Origin of the sequence: Brucella tritici (assembly GCF_008932295.1) — a bacterium.
Classification (GTDB): domain Bacteria; phylum Pseudomonadota; class Alphaproteobacteria; order Rhizobiales; family Rhizobiaceae; genus Brucella; species Brucella tritici.
Genome location: NZ_WBWA01000033.1, coordinates 13621 through 29522 on the forward strand (window position 1 = coordinate 13621; position 15902 = coordinate 29522).

Here is a 15902-nt window from a genome sequence, read left to right on the forward strand (position 1 = left end):
AAACAGCTCGTTAAAGCTCCCAAGATAGCCGCAATCTGTTGCGACGCGCTCAATGATGATCGCCATGACGGTGGTGACGATACCGAAATAGGCGTTCTGGATAGCCTAGTCGGAAAACAGGACTCGCCCTGATGCGAAACTCATAACGGCGATGTCGTGGACCAGCGGAAAGCCGAAAATTCCCACGTGGCTTGTCCGTCAAAGATAACAAGATTCAGGGGTGAAACATGTCTGCCGATGTATTTCCCACACATAAGGCTGTGAAGCTGCATTCAATCTGCGAGCAGAGAACTTCAGTTGCCTTCACGCCTCTTAATCAATGTGAATCCGCACAATATACATGCGGTACAATGTACAATTACACAATAGACACGATGCAACGAGAGTGAATACGATGTCATTAATTTAGCGAGGTAAATGATCGTGCTTCAATTGCATCTCGAGCCTGCCAGACAAGACAACCGGCTTCCGGTGGCTGGATCGGGCTGTCTTTCCGACAACGAGTGCATAGCGCTTTTGCAGTGGATGCTGCGTCACGATACGACCGCACAGCAATCCAGAGAGGCCGGTTTTGTAACCGAACTTTCCCGTTACTTGGCTGCGCGGAGTATCCCTACCGCTATCAGGCTGGGTGACGAGGGGCGCGCCAATCTGGTGGCAACGCTCGATAGTGGACGCACTGGTCCGCATCTGGTTTTTTGCGGACATTGCGACACGGTACCACTTGGCGACCGCGAATGGCAAAAGCCGCCATTCGGCGGGACCATTGAGGGTGCGCGCATCTATGGCCGAGGGAGTTCTGATATGAAAGGTGGCCTCGCTGCCCTCGTTGCGAGCATGTTAGACATGCAGATCGAGAAGGGCTGGTCAGGACGACTTTCGCTGGCCGTAACGTACGGCGAGGAAACCGGCTCGGAAGGCGCCCGGCTGATGGCCGCCGACGGCAGCCTTCCGCCGTTCAACGCAATGGTCATCGCCGAGCCGACATCCAATAGGGTGGTGCGTGCCCACAAAGGCGCACTTTGGCTGGCGTTTACCGCTACGGGCCGCACCGGTCACGGGTCCATGCCGCAAAGGGGACTTAACGCGTTGGAAATGGTGATCCGGTTCCGGCAAAAACTGCTTGAGCTTGACCTGTTTGCAGCAGAAGACCAGCTTTTGGGCCGCCCCACCATTTGCCTGACAGGAATGAAGGGCGGCGCACAGGTCAACGTCATTCCCGATCGCGCTATCGCTGAATTTGATATGCGCACCCTGCCGGGCCAGAACCATGATGACATATTGGCATCGATCCGCACTGTCGCGCGCGAAACAGAAGCCGAATATGAAGGTGGACAGATCGTTGTCGAAACGATCAACTCCCTTCCTGCACTTGAGACAGCGGTCGACAGCGGTATCGTGCGCGCTGCTCTGGAAACCAGAAGTGAGCTTGGTTTGACCGAACGCGTAGCCGGCGGTGCCAGCTATTTCACTGACGGCTCGGTTTTGCAGACGCCTGGTTCGGATATTCTCATATTAGGGCCAGGTGATCCTGGCGAGGCGCACCAGACGGACGAAAGCCTCGACATTCCGGATTTCCTGACGGCCCGCCAAATCTACACAGGCATTGCCTGTCGGTTTTTATGCTCCCCCTGATAACAGGGGCGATCTCGCGCCGATGTATGGCCTGCCGGCGCTAAATGTAAGAGTCCCCACCAAGAGGGACCACAAACTTTGAGGAGGAACATTAATGTCGGTTGATCGTCGTCAATTCCTGCAGATTTCAGTAGCTGCCCTGGGTGCGGGAGCGCTGAGTGGCATTCCACTCATGGCCAGGGCACAGGCCCGCGGCGGAATATTGAATGTCGTGGTGCAGCCTGAGCCGCCCGGCATTATGATAGGTATTTATCAGAACGTGCCGTCACAGATGGTGGGCGGCAATATCTTCGAAGGGCTGCTACGCTTTGATGCCGAGTTAAAGCCTCATCCTCTGTTAGCCGAAAGCTGGGAGGAAGCACCCGATGGCATGTTCTATTCGTTCAAGCTGAAGGAAAATGTGCTGTGGCATGATGGAAAACCGTTCACATCGGAAGATGTCGTCTTCAGCCTCGACAAGATGCTGCGCGAAACCCATCCTCGCGTCCGGAATTTTCTGACCGCGGTTGAAACTATTACTGCAGATGGCCCCTATAAGGTTGACTTCAGGATGAAACATCCCTTTGCGCCCTTCATCCAGTCGTTCGAGGTGGGCTCAATGCCGATGCTGCCGAAGCATCTTTATGAAGGCACGGATTACAATACCAACCCGGTCAACACCGCGCCGATTGGAACCGGCCCACTGAAATTCGCAGAATGGCAGCGCGGCTCTTACCTTAAGCTGGTGGCCAATGAAAGCTATCATCAGGAAAACTTGCCGACAATCGATGCGGTCTATTTTCACGTGATTCCAGATGGAGCCAGCCGCGCAACCGCTTATGAAACCGGAAAGGTCGATGTCCTGCCGGGCGGTGCTGTGGAATATTTCGATATCCAGCGCCTCGCCGAACTGCCGAACTCCGAACTGACCACCAAGGGGTGGGAATTTCAAGGCTCGCAGTGTTTCCTGTGGCTCAACAACGGCTCAAAGTGGATCAATGACAAGCGGGTTCGCCAGGCTATCATGTATGCGCTTGATCGCGAAAGTATGCGCGACATCGCCTTCTTCGGCTATGCCAAGGTGGCGCCGAGCCCGTGGAACAGCTCCACTCGCTTCTATTCGGAAGACATCAAGCAGTATCCCCGCGATGTGGAAAAGGCCAAGGCCCTGCTTTCCGAAGCGGGTTATGATGGAAGCCCTATCCGGCTGCTGCCGCTTCCCTATGGCGAAACATGGCAGCGCCTTGCCGAGATCGCCCGCGAGAACCTTCTCGAAGCCGGCATTCAGGTGGAACTCACAGCCACCGATGTCGCTGGCTGGAACCAGCGCCTTGGCGAGAAGGATTATGACATTGCCTTCTCTTACATGTCCCAGTATGGCGATCCGGCTCTGGGCGTAGCTCGCCTCTATACCACGTCCAATATCATCGAGGGCTCGCCCTGGAACAATGTTTCAGCCTTCTCCAACACTGAGCTCGATGCTCTGTTCGATGCTGGAGCAGTCGAAATTGACCCGCAGAAGCGCGCAAGCATCTATCAGGAAGCCCAGGCGCTCATTGCCGAGGAAGTGCCGCTTGCCTGGCTGTTCGAAATGATCTGGCCGACCATCCATCGTTCGAACATCAAAAACCTGATCTCATCTGCTGTCGGTCTGAATGACAGCCTTGGACACGCCCGGATCGAATAGGCTTGCCTGCCATGGCAGCCCGAACAATCGGGCTGCGCAATTTTCAGCCAACGAGAGGCAAAGAGTGTGACTCGTCTGAAATTTCTGTTGGGCCGCCTTATACAGGGAGTGGTCGCGCTCTTTGTGATCGCTACCCTCAATTTTTTGCTCATTCGCGCAGCGCCGGGAGATCCGGTGGCCGTGATGGCAGGCGAGGCTGGAGCGGTCGATAAGCGTTTCCTGGAGGCCCTGCGTCTTCAGTACGGGCTCGACCAGCCACTGCTTTCCCAGTGGTGGACCTACATTTCCCGCGTTGCAACATTTGATCTGGGCTTTTCCTACCGCCAGCAGCAGACGGTTACCCAACTTATCGCCGACCGATTGCCGGCAACGCTGCTGCTAACGTTGTGCGCCTTCGTATTCTCGCTCGTCGTGGGGGTGGGACTAGGCGTTCTTGCCAGTCGACGCCCCGGCGGATTCGTGGACAGGATCATTGGCTTTGCCGCCCTGATTTTCTACGCTGCACCCATGTATTGGCTGGCACTCATGGCCGTGCTGATTTTCTCTATAAAGCTCGGCTGGCTGCCCGCCTTTGGCTACAGTTCCGTGGGAGCAAATCTATCTGGCATAGCTGCAGTTCTAGATGTCGCAAAACACCTCATCCTGCCCACTCTGGCGCTCTCATTCTTCTATATCGCAGTTTACACCCGCATGACCCGGGCCAACATGATCGGTATAGCCCAGCTGGCTTTCATCAAGACCGCTCGTGCGAAGGGCGCGACTGAATCCCGGATACAGTTTCGCCATGTCCTGCGTAACGCACTGTTGCCGGTGGTGACGCTGGCGGGGCTCCAGGCAGGCAATATGGTCGGCGGCGCGATCATGACTGAAACCGTCTTCGCCTGGCCGGGTATCGGTCGGTTGATGTTTGATGCGCTGCTACAGCGTGATTACAACTTGCTGCTAGGCGCCTTCCTGGTTGCCGCGGCGCTGGCGATTGTCTTCAACATCATCACGGACGTTATCTACACTATCATTGACCCGAGGATTGCGCTGTGAGCGAGAAAACTGTCTTTCGCCGCATGTTCACCCGTACGGAAGTATGGGTTGGTCTGATCATTCTGTTCGCAATTGTTGCGATATCGTTGCTAGCTCCCTTGCTATTCCCGCGCGGGCCTTGGGCCATGGGTGGACGACCATTCTTGCCGCCGATGACAGACATGCGCTTTCCTCTCGGCACTGACACGACCGGCCGCGATATCCTTGCGGGACTGGTTTGGGGAGGGCGCGTCTCGCTGCTGATTGGGCTGGTCTCAACTATTGTCTCGGTGGTTATCGGAGTCGTTATCGGTGCTATCGCCGGTTATGGCGGCGGTCACATCGACAGTGCTTTGATGCGCTTCACCGAGATATTCCAGGTCGTACCAAGCTTCGCGCTGGCGCTGGTGTTGGTTGCAGTGCTTCAACCCTCAGTAGGCTCGATCGTCGCAGCCATCGGTGTGGTTTCGTGGCCACCCGTAGCGCGTCTGGTCCGTGCGGAATTTCTGTCACTGCGCAGCCGCGATTTTGTTTTGGCGGCGAAATTGCAAGGGCAGGGCGCTCTCAGGATCATGTTTCGCCAAATGCTACCCAATGTCGCCTCTCCCATCATCGTCATGGCTTCGCTCATGGTGGCCACCGCCATTCTGCTTGAATCGAGCCTTAGTTTTCTTGGACTGGGCGATCCTAACCAAATGAGCTGGGGCTTTATGATTGGTGCCTCGCGCACCGTTCTGCGGCAGGCCTGGTGGATGGCAACCTTTCCAGGACTGGCCATCGCCATCACCGTGCTGGCGCTCAACATTCTGGGCGAAGCGCTCAATGACGCCCTTAACATTCACTCGCGCAACAGGTGACGGAGATGACGATCTACTCCACCCCATTGCTCACCGTCGAAGGCCTCGACATTTCGCTTCCTCGTGACGCAGACCGCCCTTTTGCTGTGTCAAATGTCTCCTTCAGCCTGACTGCTGGCCGTACGGTCTGTATCGTAGGTGAATCCGGTTCCGGGAAATCAACCATTGCCGATGCCATCATGGGTCTCTTGCCTCAGCCACATATGGCGGCGACCGCCGGATCGATAGTCTTCGGGGGACGTGATCTTCTAAAGATTGACGAAGTCGAAAAACGGGCTTTGCGAGGGCGCGAGATCGGCATGGTCTTTCAGGAACCCATGGCAGCGCTTAATCCACTGATGAAAATCGGCGCCCAACTTGAGGAAGTTCTGGAAATCCACCTAAATCTGCCCGCTAAAGAGCGCCGACAACGTGCCCTATCAGCCTTGAGGGATGTAGGTCTGCCGCGAGCAGAAGAGCTTTACGGAAGTTATCCGTACCGGCTTTCAGGTGGCCAGCGACAGCGTGTGGTTATCGCTTGCGCGATGATGTTGGAACCACGCCTTCTTATATGTGACGAGCCGACCACGGCGCTCGACGTAACCACACAGGCCCAGATCCTAAAGTTGATCGCGTCGCTGCGCGAACGTCGCGGAACAGGCGTTCTTTTCATCACCCACGATTTCGGCGTGATTTCTGAGATTGCGGATGAAGTCATTGTCATGCGCAACGGTCGCATCGAGGAACAGGGGACCGCCAGTGATGTTCTGCGCAATCCATCATCCGCCTATACCCGTCAGCTCATAGACGCCATCCCGACCGGGACAGCGATGTCACGGACGACCACGGTCCCGTCGGTGCCGCTGCTTGAGGTGAAGAAATTGAAGCGCACCTATTTCATGTCGTCGGGAATATTCAGTACGCCCCGCAAGCTTCAAGCGCTGAAAGAAGTCAGCTTCACTCTGGAACGCGGCTCGACACTTGGCATAGTTGGCGAATCCGGCTCGGGCAAATCGACACTTGGCAGATGCGTGGTCGGCCTTGAGAAACCCGATGGTGGCGAATTGATTTTCACCGCTTCAGAACGGGATGGGAAAAAGTCGCTCGCAGGGCATCGGAACGGACGTGTCCAGATGATCTTCCAGGACCCGTTCTCTTCTCTTAATCCGAAAATGAGTATCGGGTATTCTATCGCCATTGGCCCCATCACACAGGGCGTGCCGCGGGACAAGGCATGGCGGCAAGCGCAGGAATTGCTTGAATTGGTTGGTATGCGCCCTGATGCCGCCAACCGTTATCCGCACGAATTCTCCGGCGGGCAACGTCAGCGGGTGGGGATTGCGCGGGCGCTTGCCATGAATCCGTCCCTGATCGTTGCCGATGAGCCGGTTTCAGCGCTCGATGTTTCCGTTCAGGCCCAGGTACTGGATCTATTCGAGGACCTGCAGAAGAAGCTCGATTTTTCCATGCTCTTCATCACCCATGATCTGCGGGTTGCGGCCCGAATGTGCGACCGTATCGTAGTCATGCAGAACGGTGAGATCGTCGAGGCTGGGACCGGGCTGGAGGTACTGTCTGCGCCGCGCCACGAATACACGAAGCAGTTGCTGGCAGCGATTCCGGCAATGTTCAACGAAGCGTGAAGGAGGAACACCGACATGCCGGTAACGGCTATTCTCATTCGTACCAAGGACCATGTTGCAACGCTGACCGATCAGGTTGCGACGGGAGAACCGGTACTTATCACTGGTCAAGGCGAGCCCAGGGAGATCACTGCGCTCAGCGACATGCCAGCAGGCCACAAACTCGCGATACGGCCGATCATGCAATATGAGCATATCCTTAAATATGGCGAAGTCATCGGCGAGGCCACACAGGATATTGCAGAAGGCGAGCACGTTCATGTTCACAACTGCTGGGGCGTGAAGGCCCGGCGTCACTGACGAGACTGAAAGGAATTTGACCATGAAGTTTCAGGGTTATCGCCGACCGGACGGTCGCATAGGCATTCGCAATCATGTTTTGGTGATCCCGACTGTCGCCTGTGTCAACCGCGTTGCCATGGAAATATCCAATCGCACCGGTGCTGCGACGTTCATGCATCCTTACGGCTGTACCTTTGACGCGGAGGAAAACCGTACGACCGAAGAAGCCTTCATCGGTCATGGCCTGCATCCCAATGTGGGAGCGGTGCTGGTAGTCAGCTTGGGCTGCGAGACAGCCTCGGGCTCCAAGGTGTTCGACGCGATCAAGGCGTCCGGTCGGCCGGTCGAGCGGTTGGTGGTGCAGAAGGCCGGCGGCTCGCGTACCACATCCGAAACCGGCGTCGGGATTGTGGAACGCATGAAGGCCGAACTGGCAGAGCAGCCGACAGACGAAGGCGATCTGTCGGAGTTGATCATCGCACTTGAATGCGGCTCTTCGGATGCCTTCTCCGGGCTCACCGCGAATCCGGCGGTCGGGGAGGCCGCCGATATCATCGTCGATGCTGGTGGAACCGTGATCCTGTCGGAACTCACCGAAATGGTGGGCGCCGAAAGCGTTCTCTATCGGCGCGGCAAGACGCCTGAAGTGCGTGACGAACTGATGCGCCGCATCAAGGCTTATGAAATCGAGCTGTCGATGACCACTGAGGATGACAGCGGCGTCTTCATTTCGCCAGGCAACATCGAAGGCGGGTTGACGACGATTGAGGAGAAATCGCTCGGCTGCATCTACAAGGCGGGCACGCGGTCGATCACACAGGTGGTCGATTATGGCGAAACCCCGCGCGAGAAGGGCGTGATCATCATGGATACGCCCGGCTATGACATCTCGTCCGTAACCGGAAAGATCATCGGCGGTGCCCATATGGTGCTGTTCACCACCGGCAAGGGCACGCCCTCCGGCTCGGCCATCGCCCCAGTGCTTAAGGTCAGCTCCAACAACCGCGTCTTCCGCGAAATGCCCGATGATATCGACATCAGCGCAGGCGACATTCTGGAGGGCACCAAGTCGTTGCGTCAGATGGGCGAGGAGCTTGTCGATCTCGTCATGCGCACTGCGCGCGGCGAACAGGCCAAGGCGGAATATTTCCAGATTCAGGAGTTCGCCATTCCCAATGTCAGCGTGCTGCGCAAGGAGGTCATCCATGCAGAGATGATCAAGCGCAACAATCTGGGGTTCATGCAATGAAACTGGCTTATATGTATGCCACGCCGGAAGTGGCGCCGGCTCACGTCACCGCCATACAGGGTGATGCCCCGGCATGTTTCGCCCGCATTCGGGAACTGGGTTATGACGGGGTGGAGCTGCTTGTGCGTGATCCTCGCGCCCTCGACCATGCCCTGATCGAGCGGCAGCTTGCCGATGCAGGTCTTGCCATGCCGGCCATCTGCACCGGCGAGGTTTATGGCGAGGACAAGCTTTCCTTCGCCGATCCGGATCAGGCGCGCCGTGCCGAGACGCTGGAGCGGATGATCGCCGCCATGGACCTTGCAGCCCGGTTCGGGGCAATGGTCAATGTGGGGCGCATGCGCGGCCGCTATCTCGACGGTATCGCGCGCGCGCAGACGGAAGCATGGGTCACCGAAGGAATGCAGGCGGCCGCCGATGCGCGCCCCGATACCCGCATCGTTCTGGAACCGGTCAATCATCAGTATGCGAATTTCCTGATGGGGACGGCTGAAGCGGCCAGTTTCGTGCGCTCCCTTCAGCGCGCAAACATCGGACTGATGCTGGATCTCGCTCATATCACCATCGAGGGAGAAACCCACCGCGACAGCCTCGCTGCGGCCGGTGATCTGTTCTGGCATTACCATGTTTGCGACAGCGACCGCAAAGCCGTCGGAGATGGAAGCTGGGACATTACGGCAGCGCTGAACGACCTCGCCGCGATCGGCTATGACGGCTGGATCACGGCCGAGCACTTCCAGGTTCCAGATGCAGAAACAGCGATGGCGCGGTCCATCAGCTGGCTGAATGGACATTACAACAAATACTGACCCCTACACACAGGACATTGCCATGAAGATTATACGCTTCGCCCACAACGGCGCAGAACACTGGGGCTTGCTCGAAGACGACAAGGTGCGCGCCCTGCCCGATGGTCCCTTCGGCGAAATCAGGCCTTCGCCTGCAACGCTGCCGCTCGACGCGGTAAGGCTGCTCGCGCCGGTAAAGCCGGGCAAGCTGGTTTGCGTCGGTCTGAACTACGTTCTGCACGCTCGTGAATCGGGACTGGCGCTGCCGGATGAGCCGATGCTGTTCATGTGCTCGCCGCAAGCTATCATCGGACCGAATGAGGCGATCGTGCTGGACAGCCAGGACAAGCGTATCGAATTTGAAGCAGAACTGGCCATCGTCATCGGCAAGCGTGCCCGCAACATTCAGGCTGCCGAGGCATCTTCCGTGGTGCTGGGTTATACGTGTGCCAATGACGTTTCCAACCGTGACCTGCAGATCAAGGACAAGCAGTTCACAAGGGCTAAGTCGTTTGACACTTACAAGCCGATCGGTCCATTCATCCAGACCGGTCTGGATCCTGATAATCAGAGCATTCGCCTGCTTCAGAACGGAGAGGTACGGCAGGATTCCACCACCGCGGACATGATCTTCCCGACATCCTTCATTATCGAGTTTGTCAGCTCGGTCATGACCCTGGAGCCGGGCGACGTGATCATCACCGGCACTCCTTCCGGCGTCGGCCCGATGAAATCCGGAGATAAGATCAGTATCGAAATCTCCGGCATCGGCACGCTCGAAAACCCGGTTCAGTAAATGCACCGGGAAAGCATTGATCTATATCGGGGCACTTCTGGCTATAGCATCGGCAGCAGTTGCAAGGCTATATAAAGACGTAGCTTGATATCGGTCCCGAGTTCATTCATCCCCAACACTGTACGGCAGCGCTCCAGCCGCTGCCGTACAGTGTTGACATGGAGTCCGAGAAGCTCGGCGGTGCGGGGTATGCTTTCATCCTCGCGAAGCCATATCCGTAACGTATCGGTCAGCGTTAGTCCCTGGCTGCCCATGGCTAGCAGCGGCTCCAGCAGCCTCAGAAAACTTGCTCGACTTTCCTCTATGATCGCCGGATGCGCCAAAAGCCGTAGCAGCAACACGTCATCGTGCCTACTTAGGCGATTGAATCCGTTGAGCTTCAGATCGAAAGAAAGGGCCTCTTTCGCTTCATGCCGGAGATGGTCGGCCCGCAGCAGTGATGACGGCCCTGAAGCTCCAACCCCGTAGCGAAAAGCAGGGCTGCGACGCGCCTGCCCGTCGAGAATCCTTTGCAATTCTTTCAATGCAGCTTCCGGCATGCGCGAACTGTCTTGTGGCACCGGTATTGCCAGCATGCATTCGTCACCATCGTCATCGACAAGCATCAATGCCGTATGCCGCCGCGAAAACTGGCGCAAGCGCAGGTTGAGCAACGAACGATCTGGATCACTGATCTCAAATATGCGTATCACAACGATGTTCCACAGGCTTGCGGTCGACATGTATTTTGAGGCGATAAGCGCCTTGGCTTCCCTTGACAGCGATGGGTTAACGAGATCACGAAGCATTCTGGCATTACCAGCCATCAGCGTACGCGTGCCAGCACTGGCATCGATCAGTGACTGCAAAAGATGGGCCGACAGGCGAAGACATTCGAGATCGACATTGGATGCAGGTTCCTCGCGCTCAAGAACGGCTACCAAGCCTCCACCATCGGGGCCCATAGCGGATCGTGCAACAGCCACCTTTTCACCTCCCGCCTTGAGCCGCAGGGGGAAGTCGTCCGGATCCGTGTCGCTCGGAGCGCGGTGGATGAGCGTTTCGGCAAGTGTTTCTGCCTTAGAGGCACTTATCCCCCGACTTTCAACCTGCAGACCAGTTTCATCCTCCACTGCAATCAAAAGCGGCAGATTGACGAACCCGGCGACCAATTCGAACAACTCGCGCAATGATCCAAGGGCCCTTCGGTGTTGGGAAAAAGCGCGATAGATAGCACTGAGGGAAGCCGCTTCGCGCCCCTTCTGGCCACCGTCGGCGAACACCTTGCCGATCAGATCGCTCCATGCCAGCGGCCCTGGCAGGGAAATGACCGGGAAACCCAGCTCTTCTGCCCGCAGACGCGCATCGTTTGGGAATTCGAGAAGATACCGGGTTAGTTTGACACCGAGTCCAGCGGCATTGCGTGCGGCGAGTTGTTCGACCAGACCCAGCAAGGCATCCGGACTTTGCTGCACCGGATAAGTGCTGGTTACGACGAATTCGTGCGCCTTCACCCAATTCACCGCATCCGGAGCATCAATGACCGTTACTGAATGGACGTCGGCAGCCAATGCTCCAGCTCCGGCGATGATGGTATGTCCGGACAGCTTATCCCAGTTCAGAATTTCGCATAATTTCAGCATGTAGTCCCAGGAACTTAAATCTTGAAGCTCGCGATACAATGCAACGTTTTACAACCTATGGTCCAACGAATTTATTCGTTGTCAGCGATGGGCTGCACGAACACGCATTGTCAACGAAGTCAGATGCATACGCAGTCCTGTAATGAACACCGTCAGGTTTCCCCAAAGGGGTCCCTTTCTTGCTCAGGATATTGATACCGTCGGCCGCGAAAATTCAATCCACCATAAAGCTTCCCATGGCGAGCTATAAGGATCTGGTTCTTTTTACTTCGCAGCCAAGACTGGTTCTGGCTTGGTTTCTAGCCGTTCGCAGATCATCATGGTGGCAGGTTTATTCGGTCTATACACCTGTCTTCGCCGTGAAGGCGGGCTACAGTTCCGCCTCTGTCGGTCTTGTCATTGCGTTAGGCACGGGGGTGGCGTCGCCTTAACGGATCTTCGAAATATTGAGTGCGTTTAGGCGGAATTTTCAGACGGTGCCGGACAAAGCGATATCGCGCCATATCTCGGCGGCTTGGGAGCGGAGTTGACGCTGGGCGGCGGCAATGAGATGTTTGCGATCTGGCCGTGGGTTGAAACGAAACGCTGGCATTGTTGCGCTGACTTGAAACGCATCATACGCCGCTCTCGCCTTCGCACGGGAAGGTGCGAATTCTCTGCCCGATTATTCAACCCCTTGTGCGAACGATGCTCGACACCGGGCATTAGTTCGGCCTTTGCGGCAGAGTAGGAACGCAGTTTGTCAGTGATCATGACGCGCGGGGCTATCCCTTGGACTTTCAGCAGCTTGCGCATTAGCCGCAGGGCTGCACGTTTGTTTCTCCGGCTCTGCAACAAGGCATCGAGCACGTAGCCGTTGGCGTCAACGGCGCGCCACAGCCAATGTTTCTTTCCCTTGATCGTCACTACCATCTCATCAAGCTGCCATTTGTCGGCAAATTGGCCTCGCGAGCGGTGGCGCAGTTGATAAGAAAATTTAAGACCGAACTTTGCAACCCATTCCGAGACGGTCTGAAACGAGACCTCAATGCCGCGCTCGGCAAGTAGGTCTTCAACGTCGCGAAAACTGAGCGGAAACCGATAGTAGAGCCAGACTGCATGCGCGATGATTTCGGCTGGAAAACGATGGCGGCGATAGCGAAGCTGGTGCTCTTCGGTCATGCACCGTGCGTATCATCCAACTCCGCACATTTCCGTTAAGGCGACGCCACCCGATGGCGCCATGAGGCACCGTTTTCGAGGAGAAAACCCGAATCAAGCGTGAGCGCTACGAACAGCCCACCTTTTCTTTTGTGAATGATGCCGCGAGATAAGCTTCTTTATTGATAGGAGCGGACCGAGATGATTGGAGATCGCGCTGATGCCATGCTTGAAGACATGGATGAAGCCAGGCATGAGGGAAAGTACCATCGGATCGAGGTGATTACCGGCCGGCGTCAGCGGCGCAATTGGACTGACGAGGAGAAGGCACGGATCCTTGCGGAAAGCGCGGAACCTGATGTGAACATCTCAGCCGTTGCCCGGCGCTGGGGCGTCAATCGCGGCTTGCTGAACGTCTGGCGTCGGGACGCTGGGCTGACGTCTCAACGATCCGCGAGGGTCAGTGCGCAACAGGCGATGTTCGTGCCGGTGACGGTGACTGGCGATCAAGCGTCGGTCCCAGGCTCGCCGCCAGATGTGGCCCACTTTGGCGTCGGTCGAATTGAGGTCGAGATTGCTGGCGCGCGCATGACGGTTATTGGCCCGATAGCACCAGAACTGGCGCAAGCGATGGTGGCGGCCTTGCGAGGTCGCCGGTGATCGGCGTTTCGCCGAGTGGCGTGAAGATCATGGTGGCAACGCAACCGGTCGACTTCCGGCGCGGCATGAATGGCCTTGTGGCGTTGGTGGCGTCAGCACTTATGGCCGATCCCTATTGTGGCGACGTGTTTGTGTTCCGCGCCAGGCGTCTGGATCGGCTTCGCTGCATTTACTGGGATGGGTCAGGCATGATCCTGGCGACGAAGTGGTTGGAAAGCGGAAAGTTTGTTTGGCCCCCGATCCGCGATGGTGCAATACAGATGAGTGCCCAGGAGTTCTCGCTTTTGCTGGCGGGCATTGACTGGACGCGGGTCAGGCGAAACGCGGTGAGACGCCCCTCAAAAACAGGCTGATCCTATTGGTTTTGCTTGAAAATTCAGGCTGATATGGTAGGGTCAGTCATGCTGCTTCGACCCGATCCCTTGCCCCAGGATGCTGCGCAATTGACCCGGATTATTCTCTCGCTCGACGAAGAGAATGCCGATCTCAAAGCGCGTGTTGCCTTCCTTGAGCGCCAGCTCTTCGGGACGAAGTCGGAGAAGATGACGATCATCGATCCGGCCCAGGCAACGCTCGACCTGGGCGATCTAAGCGATATTCCCGTTGCAGCCAATGACGATGCCGCACCGGTCGGTGAAGACAAAACACAGGCACGGCGGTCACCTGCCCGCAATATCGGCCGCTTGCCGAAGCATCTTCCGCGCCATGAAGAGATCATCGAGCCGGAGAGCAAGATTTGCCCCTGCTGTTCGTTCGAACTGCATTGCATCGGCACGGACGTCAGCGAGGCGCTCGACATCGTACCTGCTGTTGTCCGGGTCAAGCGGACGATCCGGCCGCGCTATGCATGCCGGGCCTGTGAGAGTGCCATCGTGCAAGCACCTGCACCGGCGCGGGTGATGGACGGTGGCATGGTGACCACGGCGTTTGCCGCGCATGTCGCTGTTTCGAAGTTTGCCTGGCATCTCCCGCTCAATCGCCAGGCACAGATGCTGGCCTCCTGTGGTGTCAGTATTGATCGTGGCACGCTTGGCACCTGGGTCACGCGGGTCGCCTGGTGGCTGGAGCTTCTCTATGACACGCTTACCGTTTTTATCCGCTCACAGCCGAGGGTGTTCTGTGACGAGACGCCGTTGCCGCAGCTCGATCCGGGGCGCAAACGAACCAAGGTCTGCCAGTTATGGGCGCAGGCGGTTGACGACCGTCCATGGAATGGTCCGGCACCACCGGCCGTGGCCTATATCTTTGCCGAAAGCCGCAGCGCCCGCGAGATCGAGGGACAATTGTCGTCGTTTACCGGCGTGCTTCAAGTCGATGGATACCAAGCCTATAAAACCATGGTCAAACGTCGGGGCAAAAGCAATGTCGCCCCCATGCGGCTGGCCTTCTGCCTTGCCCATGCTCGGCGCAAGTTTGTCGATGTCGTCAAGCTGACGGGCTCTTCGGAGGCTTTGTCGGTTCTTGCCAGGGTTGCGGAAATCTATCGGATTGAAGCAAAACTGCGCGGCGAAAGTGCCGATACCCGGCTCGTCGTGAGACGTCGCGAGGCCGCTCCAGTCATGAGAGAGCTGAAAGCCCATCTCACTGAACTGCGCGAGGAGGTGTCGGCGAAATCGGCGCTTGGCAAGGCCATCGGCTACACGCTCAACCATTGGAGCGGGTTGACAGCCTTCCTTGATGATGGCCGGGTCGAGGTGGACTCCAATGTCGTCGAGCGTTCAATGAAGTCCGTGGCCCTGACGAGGAAGAATTCGTTGTTCGTGGGCAACGAGCGGGGTGGAAAGTCCTTCGCGGTCATCGCATCGCTCGTCAATACTTGCAAATTGAATGGTGTGGATCCTGAGACCTGGCTTGCCGATGTGCTGGAGCGCATCATCTGCGGCAAAGTGAAAGCCACTGAAATGGAAAGCCTCCTGCCGTGGACCTGGAAGGCTGAGCGTGAAGCGATGATGCAGCAGGAGCGACGGGCGGCATGACGCACAACAGCCAGGAGATGACGGCACGTCCGAAGCTCGATGACGAGGCGTTCGAAGCCTTTATCAGGGGACGCCGTCCGGCATCGCCAATCTGGTCAATGAGCGGTCTCGATGGTTATCTTACGGCTCTGATCATTGGCCCAAAGTTCATTGACCCACGCAAATGGATCCCGGAACTGACCGGCCCGGACGCCCTGAACCTGCCGATGGAAACAACCGAACATCGGGCCGTGCAGACTATCGTTGCGGAATATAACCGTATCTCGACAAGCCTTTCCGAAACCCCGAAAGACCACCGGCCCAGGTTCACCAGGATCGATGACCAAACCTGTGATCCGTTCGATTGGGACGTCTGCTTTTTGCTGGCAACAGGATACGCGCCGAGACTTTGGCAGCCGGTTCTTCGCGGTCATGCCGTCACTGGCGATATCATTGCGCCAATTCGAAAGCTCGGAGAGACAAAACGCAAAGCCACCCGCAAGGACGTCACTGACGTCGCCGAAGCACTTGTCAATATCCGGACCTACTTTATGCCGAAGCGGGCAAAGCAGAAGTTCTGACTGACAGCCAAAACCCATTCCGTCAATCACGA

General features: G+C 57.0%; 15 protein-coding genes and 1 pseudogene. 14 read left to right on the forward strand and 2 right to left on the reverse strand.

All coding sequences use genetic code 11. The features are described from left to right. Positions 1-417 precede the first annotated feature (417 nt). The 9 genes from F9K91_RS22625 (at position 418) to F9K91_RS22665 (ending at position 9912) form a co-directional block, all read left to right on the forward strand. Positions 418-1635 carry a M20 family metallopeptidase gene (locus F9K91_RS22625; RefSeq protein WP_151678774.1) on the forward strand — a complete coding sequence of 406 codons (1218 nt, stop codon included), beginning with the start codon at positions 418-420 and terminating at the stop codon, positions 1633-1635. A 94-nt stretch (positions 1636-1729) separates the two neighbouring features. Beyond that, entirely contained in the window at positions 1730-3301 is a 1572-nt protein-coding gene (locus tag F9K91_RS22630) for an ABC transporter substrate-binding protein (protein ID WP_151678775.1), read from the forward strand. A gap of 66 nt (positions 3302-3367) precedes the next feature. Then, the gene (locus tag F9K91_RS22635; RefSeq protein WP_151678776.1) at positions 3368-4339 is read left to right on the forward strand and encodes an ABC transporter permease; all 972 of its coding nucleotides are present in this window, start codon (positions 3368-3370) and stop codon (positions 4337-4339) included. Positions 4340-4362: 23 nt separating this feature from the next. Further along, positions 4363-5175, forward strand: coding sequence for an ABC transporter permease (locus F9K91_RS22640; protein WP_151678811.1), 813 nt, complete (start codon positions 4363-4365; stop codon positions 5173-5175). A gap of 5 nt (positions 5176-5180) precedes the next feature. Continuing rightward, positions 5181-6797 (forward strand): dipeptide ABC transporter ATP-binding protein, encoded by a 1617-nt coding sequence (locus tag F9K91_RS22645; RefSeq protein WP_151678777.1) that lies wholly within the window; start codon positions 5181-5183, stop codon positions 6795-6797. 15 nt (positions 6798-6812) lie between these two features. Continuing rightward, a complete protein-coding gene (locus tag F9K91_RS22650) occupies positions 6813-7097 on the forward strand; it encodes a UxaA family hydrolase (protein WP_151678778.1) in 285 nt (94 codons plus the stop codon). A 22-nt stretch (positions 7098-7119) separates the two neighbouring features. Continuing rightward, positions 7120-8328: a UxaA family hydrolase gene (locus F9K91_RS22655; protein ID WP_151678779.1), complete on the forward strand. Its 1209-nt coding sequence runs from the start codon at positions 7120-7122 to the stop codon at positions 8326-8328. Further along, positions 8325-9137 (forward strand): sugar phosphate isomerase/epimerase family protein, encoded by an 813-nt coding sequence (locus F9K91_RS22660; protein ID WP_151678780.1) that lies wholly within the window; start codon positions 8325-8327, stop codon positions 9135-9137. The genes F9K91_RS22655 and F9K91_RS22660 overlap by 4 nt, the downstream gene beginning before the upstream one ends. Before the next feature lie 22 nt (positions 9138-9159). Further along, complete coding sequence (locus F9K91_RS22665) at positions 9160-9912, forward strand: fumarylacetoacetate hydrolase family protein (protein ID WP_151678781.1); 753 nt, start codon at positions 9160-9162, stop codon at positions 9910-9912. A 41-nt stretch (positions 9913-9953) separates the two neighbouring features. On the opposite strand, the gene F9K91_RS22670 is transcribed toward F9K91_RS22665, so the two are convergent. After that, entirely contained in the window at positions 9954-11573 is a 1620-nt protein-coding gene (locus F9K91_RS22670) for a PucR family transcriptional regulator (RefSeq protein ID WP_151678782.1), read from the reverse strand. A 197-nt stretch (positions 11574-11770) separates the two neighbouring features. Between F9K91_RS22670 and F9K91_RS22675 the strand changes: the two genes are divergently transcribed. After that, entirely contained in the window at positions 11771-11965 is a 195-nt protein-coding gene (locus F9K91_RS22675; protein WP_151678783.1) for a hypothetical protein, read from the forward strand. 38 nt (positions 11966-12003) lie between these two features. Here the strand turns inward: F9K91_RS22675 and F9K91_RS22680 are convergent. After that, positions 12004-12695, reverse strand: a pseudogene (locus tag F9K91_RS22680) (IS6 family transposase). A gap of 180 nt (positions 12696-12875) precedes the next feature. On the opposite strand from F9K91_RS22680, the gene tnpA reads away from it, so the two are divergent. From tnpA to F9K91_RS22700, 4 genes are read left to right on the forward strand one after another with little or no spacing between them, the layout of a single operon-like run. Next, positions 12876-13334, forward strand: a complete 459-nt coding sequence (gene tnpA, locus F9K91_RS22685; protein ID WP_011983064.1) for an IS66-like element accessory protein TnpA — start codon at positions 12876-12878, stop codon at positions 13332-13334. Then, positions 13331-13687, forward strand: a complete 357-nt coding sequence (gene tnpB / locus F9K91_RS22690) for an IS66 family insertion sequence element accessory protein TnpB (RefSeq protein WP_012092503.1) — start codon at positions 13331-13333, stop codon at positions 13685-13687. Before tnpA ends, tnpB begins: the two co-directional genes overlap by 4 nt. Positions 13688-13735: 48 nt before the next feature. Beyond that, positions 13736-15310 (forward strand): IS66 family transposase, encoded by a 1575-nt coding sequence (gene tnpC, locus F9K91_RS22695; protein WP_011983062.1) that lies wholly within the window; start codon positions 13736-13738, stop codon positions 15308-15310. Continuing rightward, positions 15307-15870 carry a UPF0149 family protein gene (locus tag F9K91_RS22700; protein ID WP_012093613.1) on the forward strand — a complete coding sequence of 188 codons (564 nt, stop codon included), beginning with the start codon at positions 15307-15309 and terminating at the stop codon, positions 15868-15870. The genes tnpC and F9K91_RS22700 overlap by 4 nt, the downstream gene beginning before the upstream one ends. The last annotated feature ends 32 nt before the right edge of the window (positions 15871-15902 follow it).

Coding starts and splice junctions, on each gene's coding strand:
- F9K91_RS22625 (WP_151678774.1), top strand. CDS start 418: ATGATCGTGCTTCAATTGCATCTCGAGCCTGCCAGACAAGACAACCGG.
- F9K91_RS22630 (WP_151678775.1), top strand. CDS start 1,730: ATGTCGGTTGATCGTCGTCAATTCCTGCAGATTTCAGTAGCTGCCCTG.
- F9K91_RS22640 (WP_151678811.1), top strand. CDS start 4,363: ATGTTCACCCGTACGGAAGTATGGGTTGGTCTGATCATTCTGTTCGCA.
- F9K91_RS22645 (WP_151678777.1), top strand. CDS start 5,181: ATGACGATCTACTCCACCCCATTGCTCACCGTCGAAGGCCTCGACATT.
- F9K91_RS22650 (WP_151678778.1), top strand. CDS start 6,813: ATGCCGGTAACGGCTATTCTCATTCGTACCAAGGACCATGTTGCAACG.
- F9K91_RS22655 (WP_151678779.1), top strand. CDS start 7,120: ATGAAGTTTCAGGGTTATCGCCGACCGGACGGTCGCATAGGCATTCGC.
- F9K91_RS22660 (WP_151678780.1), top strand. CDS start 8,325: ATGAAACTGGCTTATATGTATGCCACGCCGGAAGTGGCGCCGGCTCAC.
- F9K91_RS22665 (WP_151678781.1), top strand. CDS start 9,160: ATGAAGATTATACGCTTCGCCCACAACGGCGCAGAACACTGGGGCTTG.
- F9K91_RS22675 (WP_151678783.1), top strand. CDS start 11,771: ATGGCGAGCTATAAGGATCTGGTTCTTTTTACTTCGCAGCCAAGACTG.
- tnpA (WP_011983064.1), top strand. CDS start 12,876: ATGATTGGAGATCGCGCTGATGCCATGCTTGAAGACATGGATGAAGCC.
- tnpC (WP_011983062.1), top strand. CDS start 13,736: ATGCTGCTTCGACCCGATCCCTTGCCCCAGGATGCTGCGCAATTGACC.
- F9K91_RS22700 (WP_012093613.1), top strand. CDS start 15,307: ATGACGCACAACAGCCAGGAGATGACGGCACGTCCGAAGCTCGATGAC.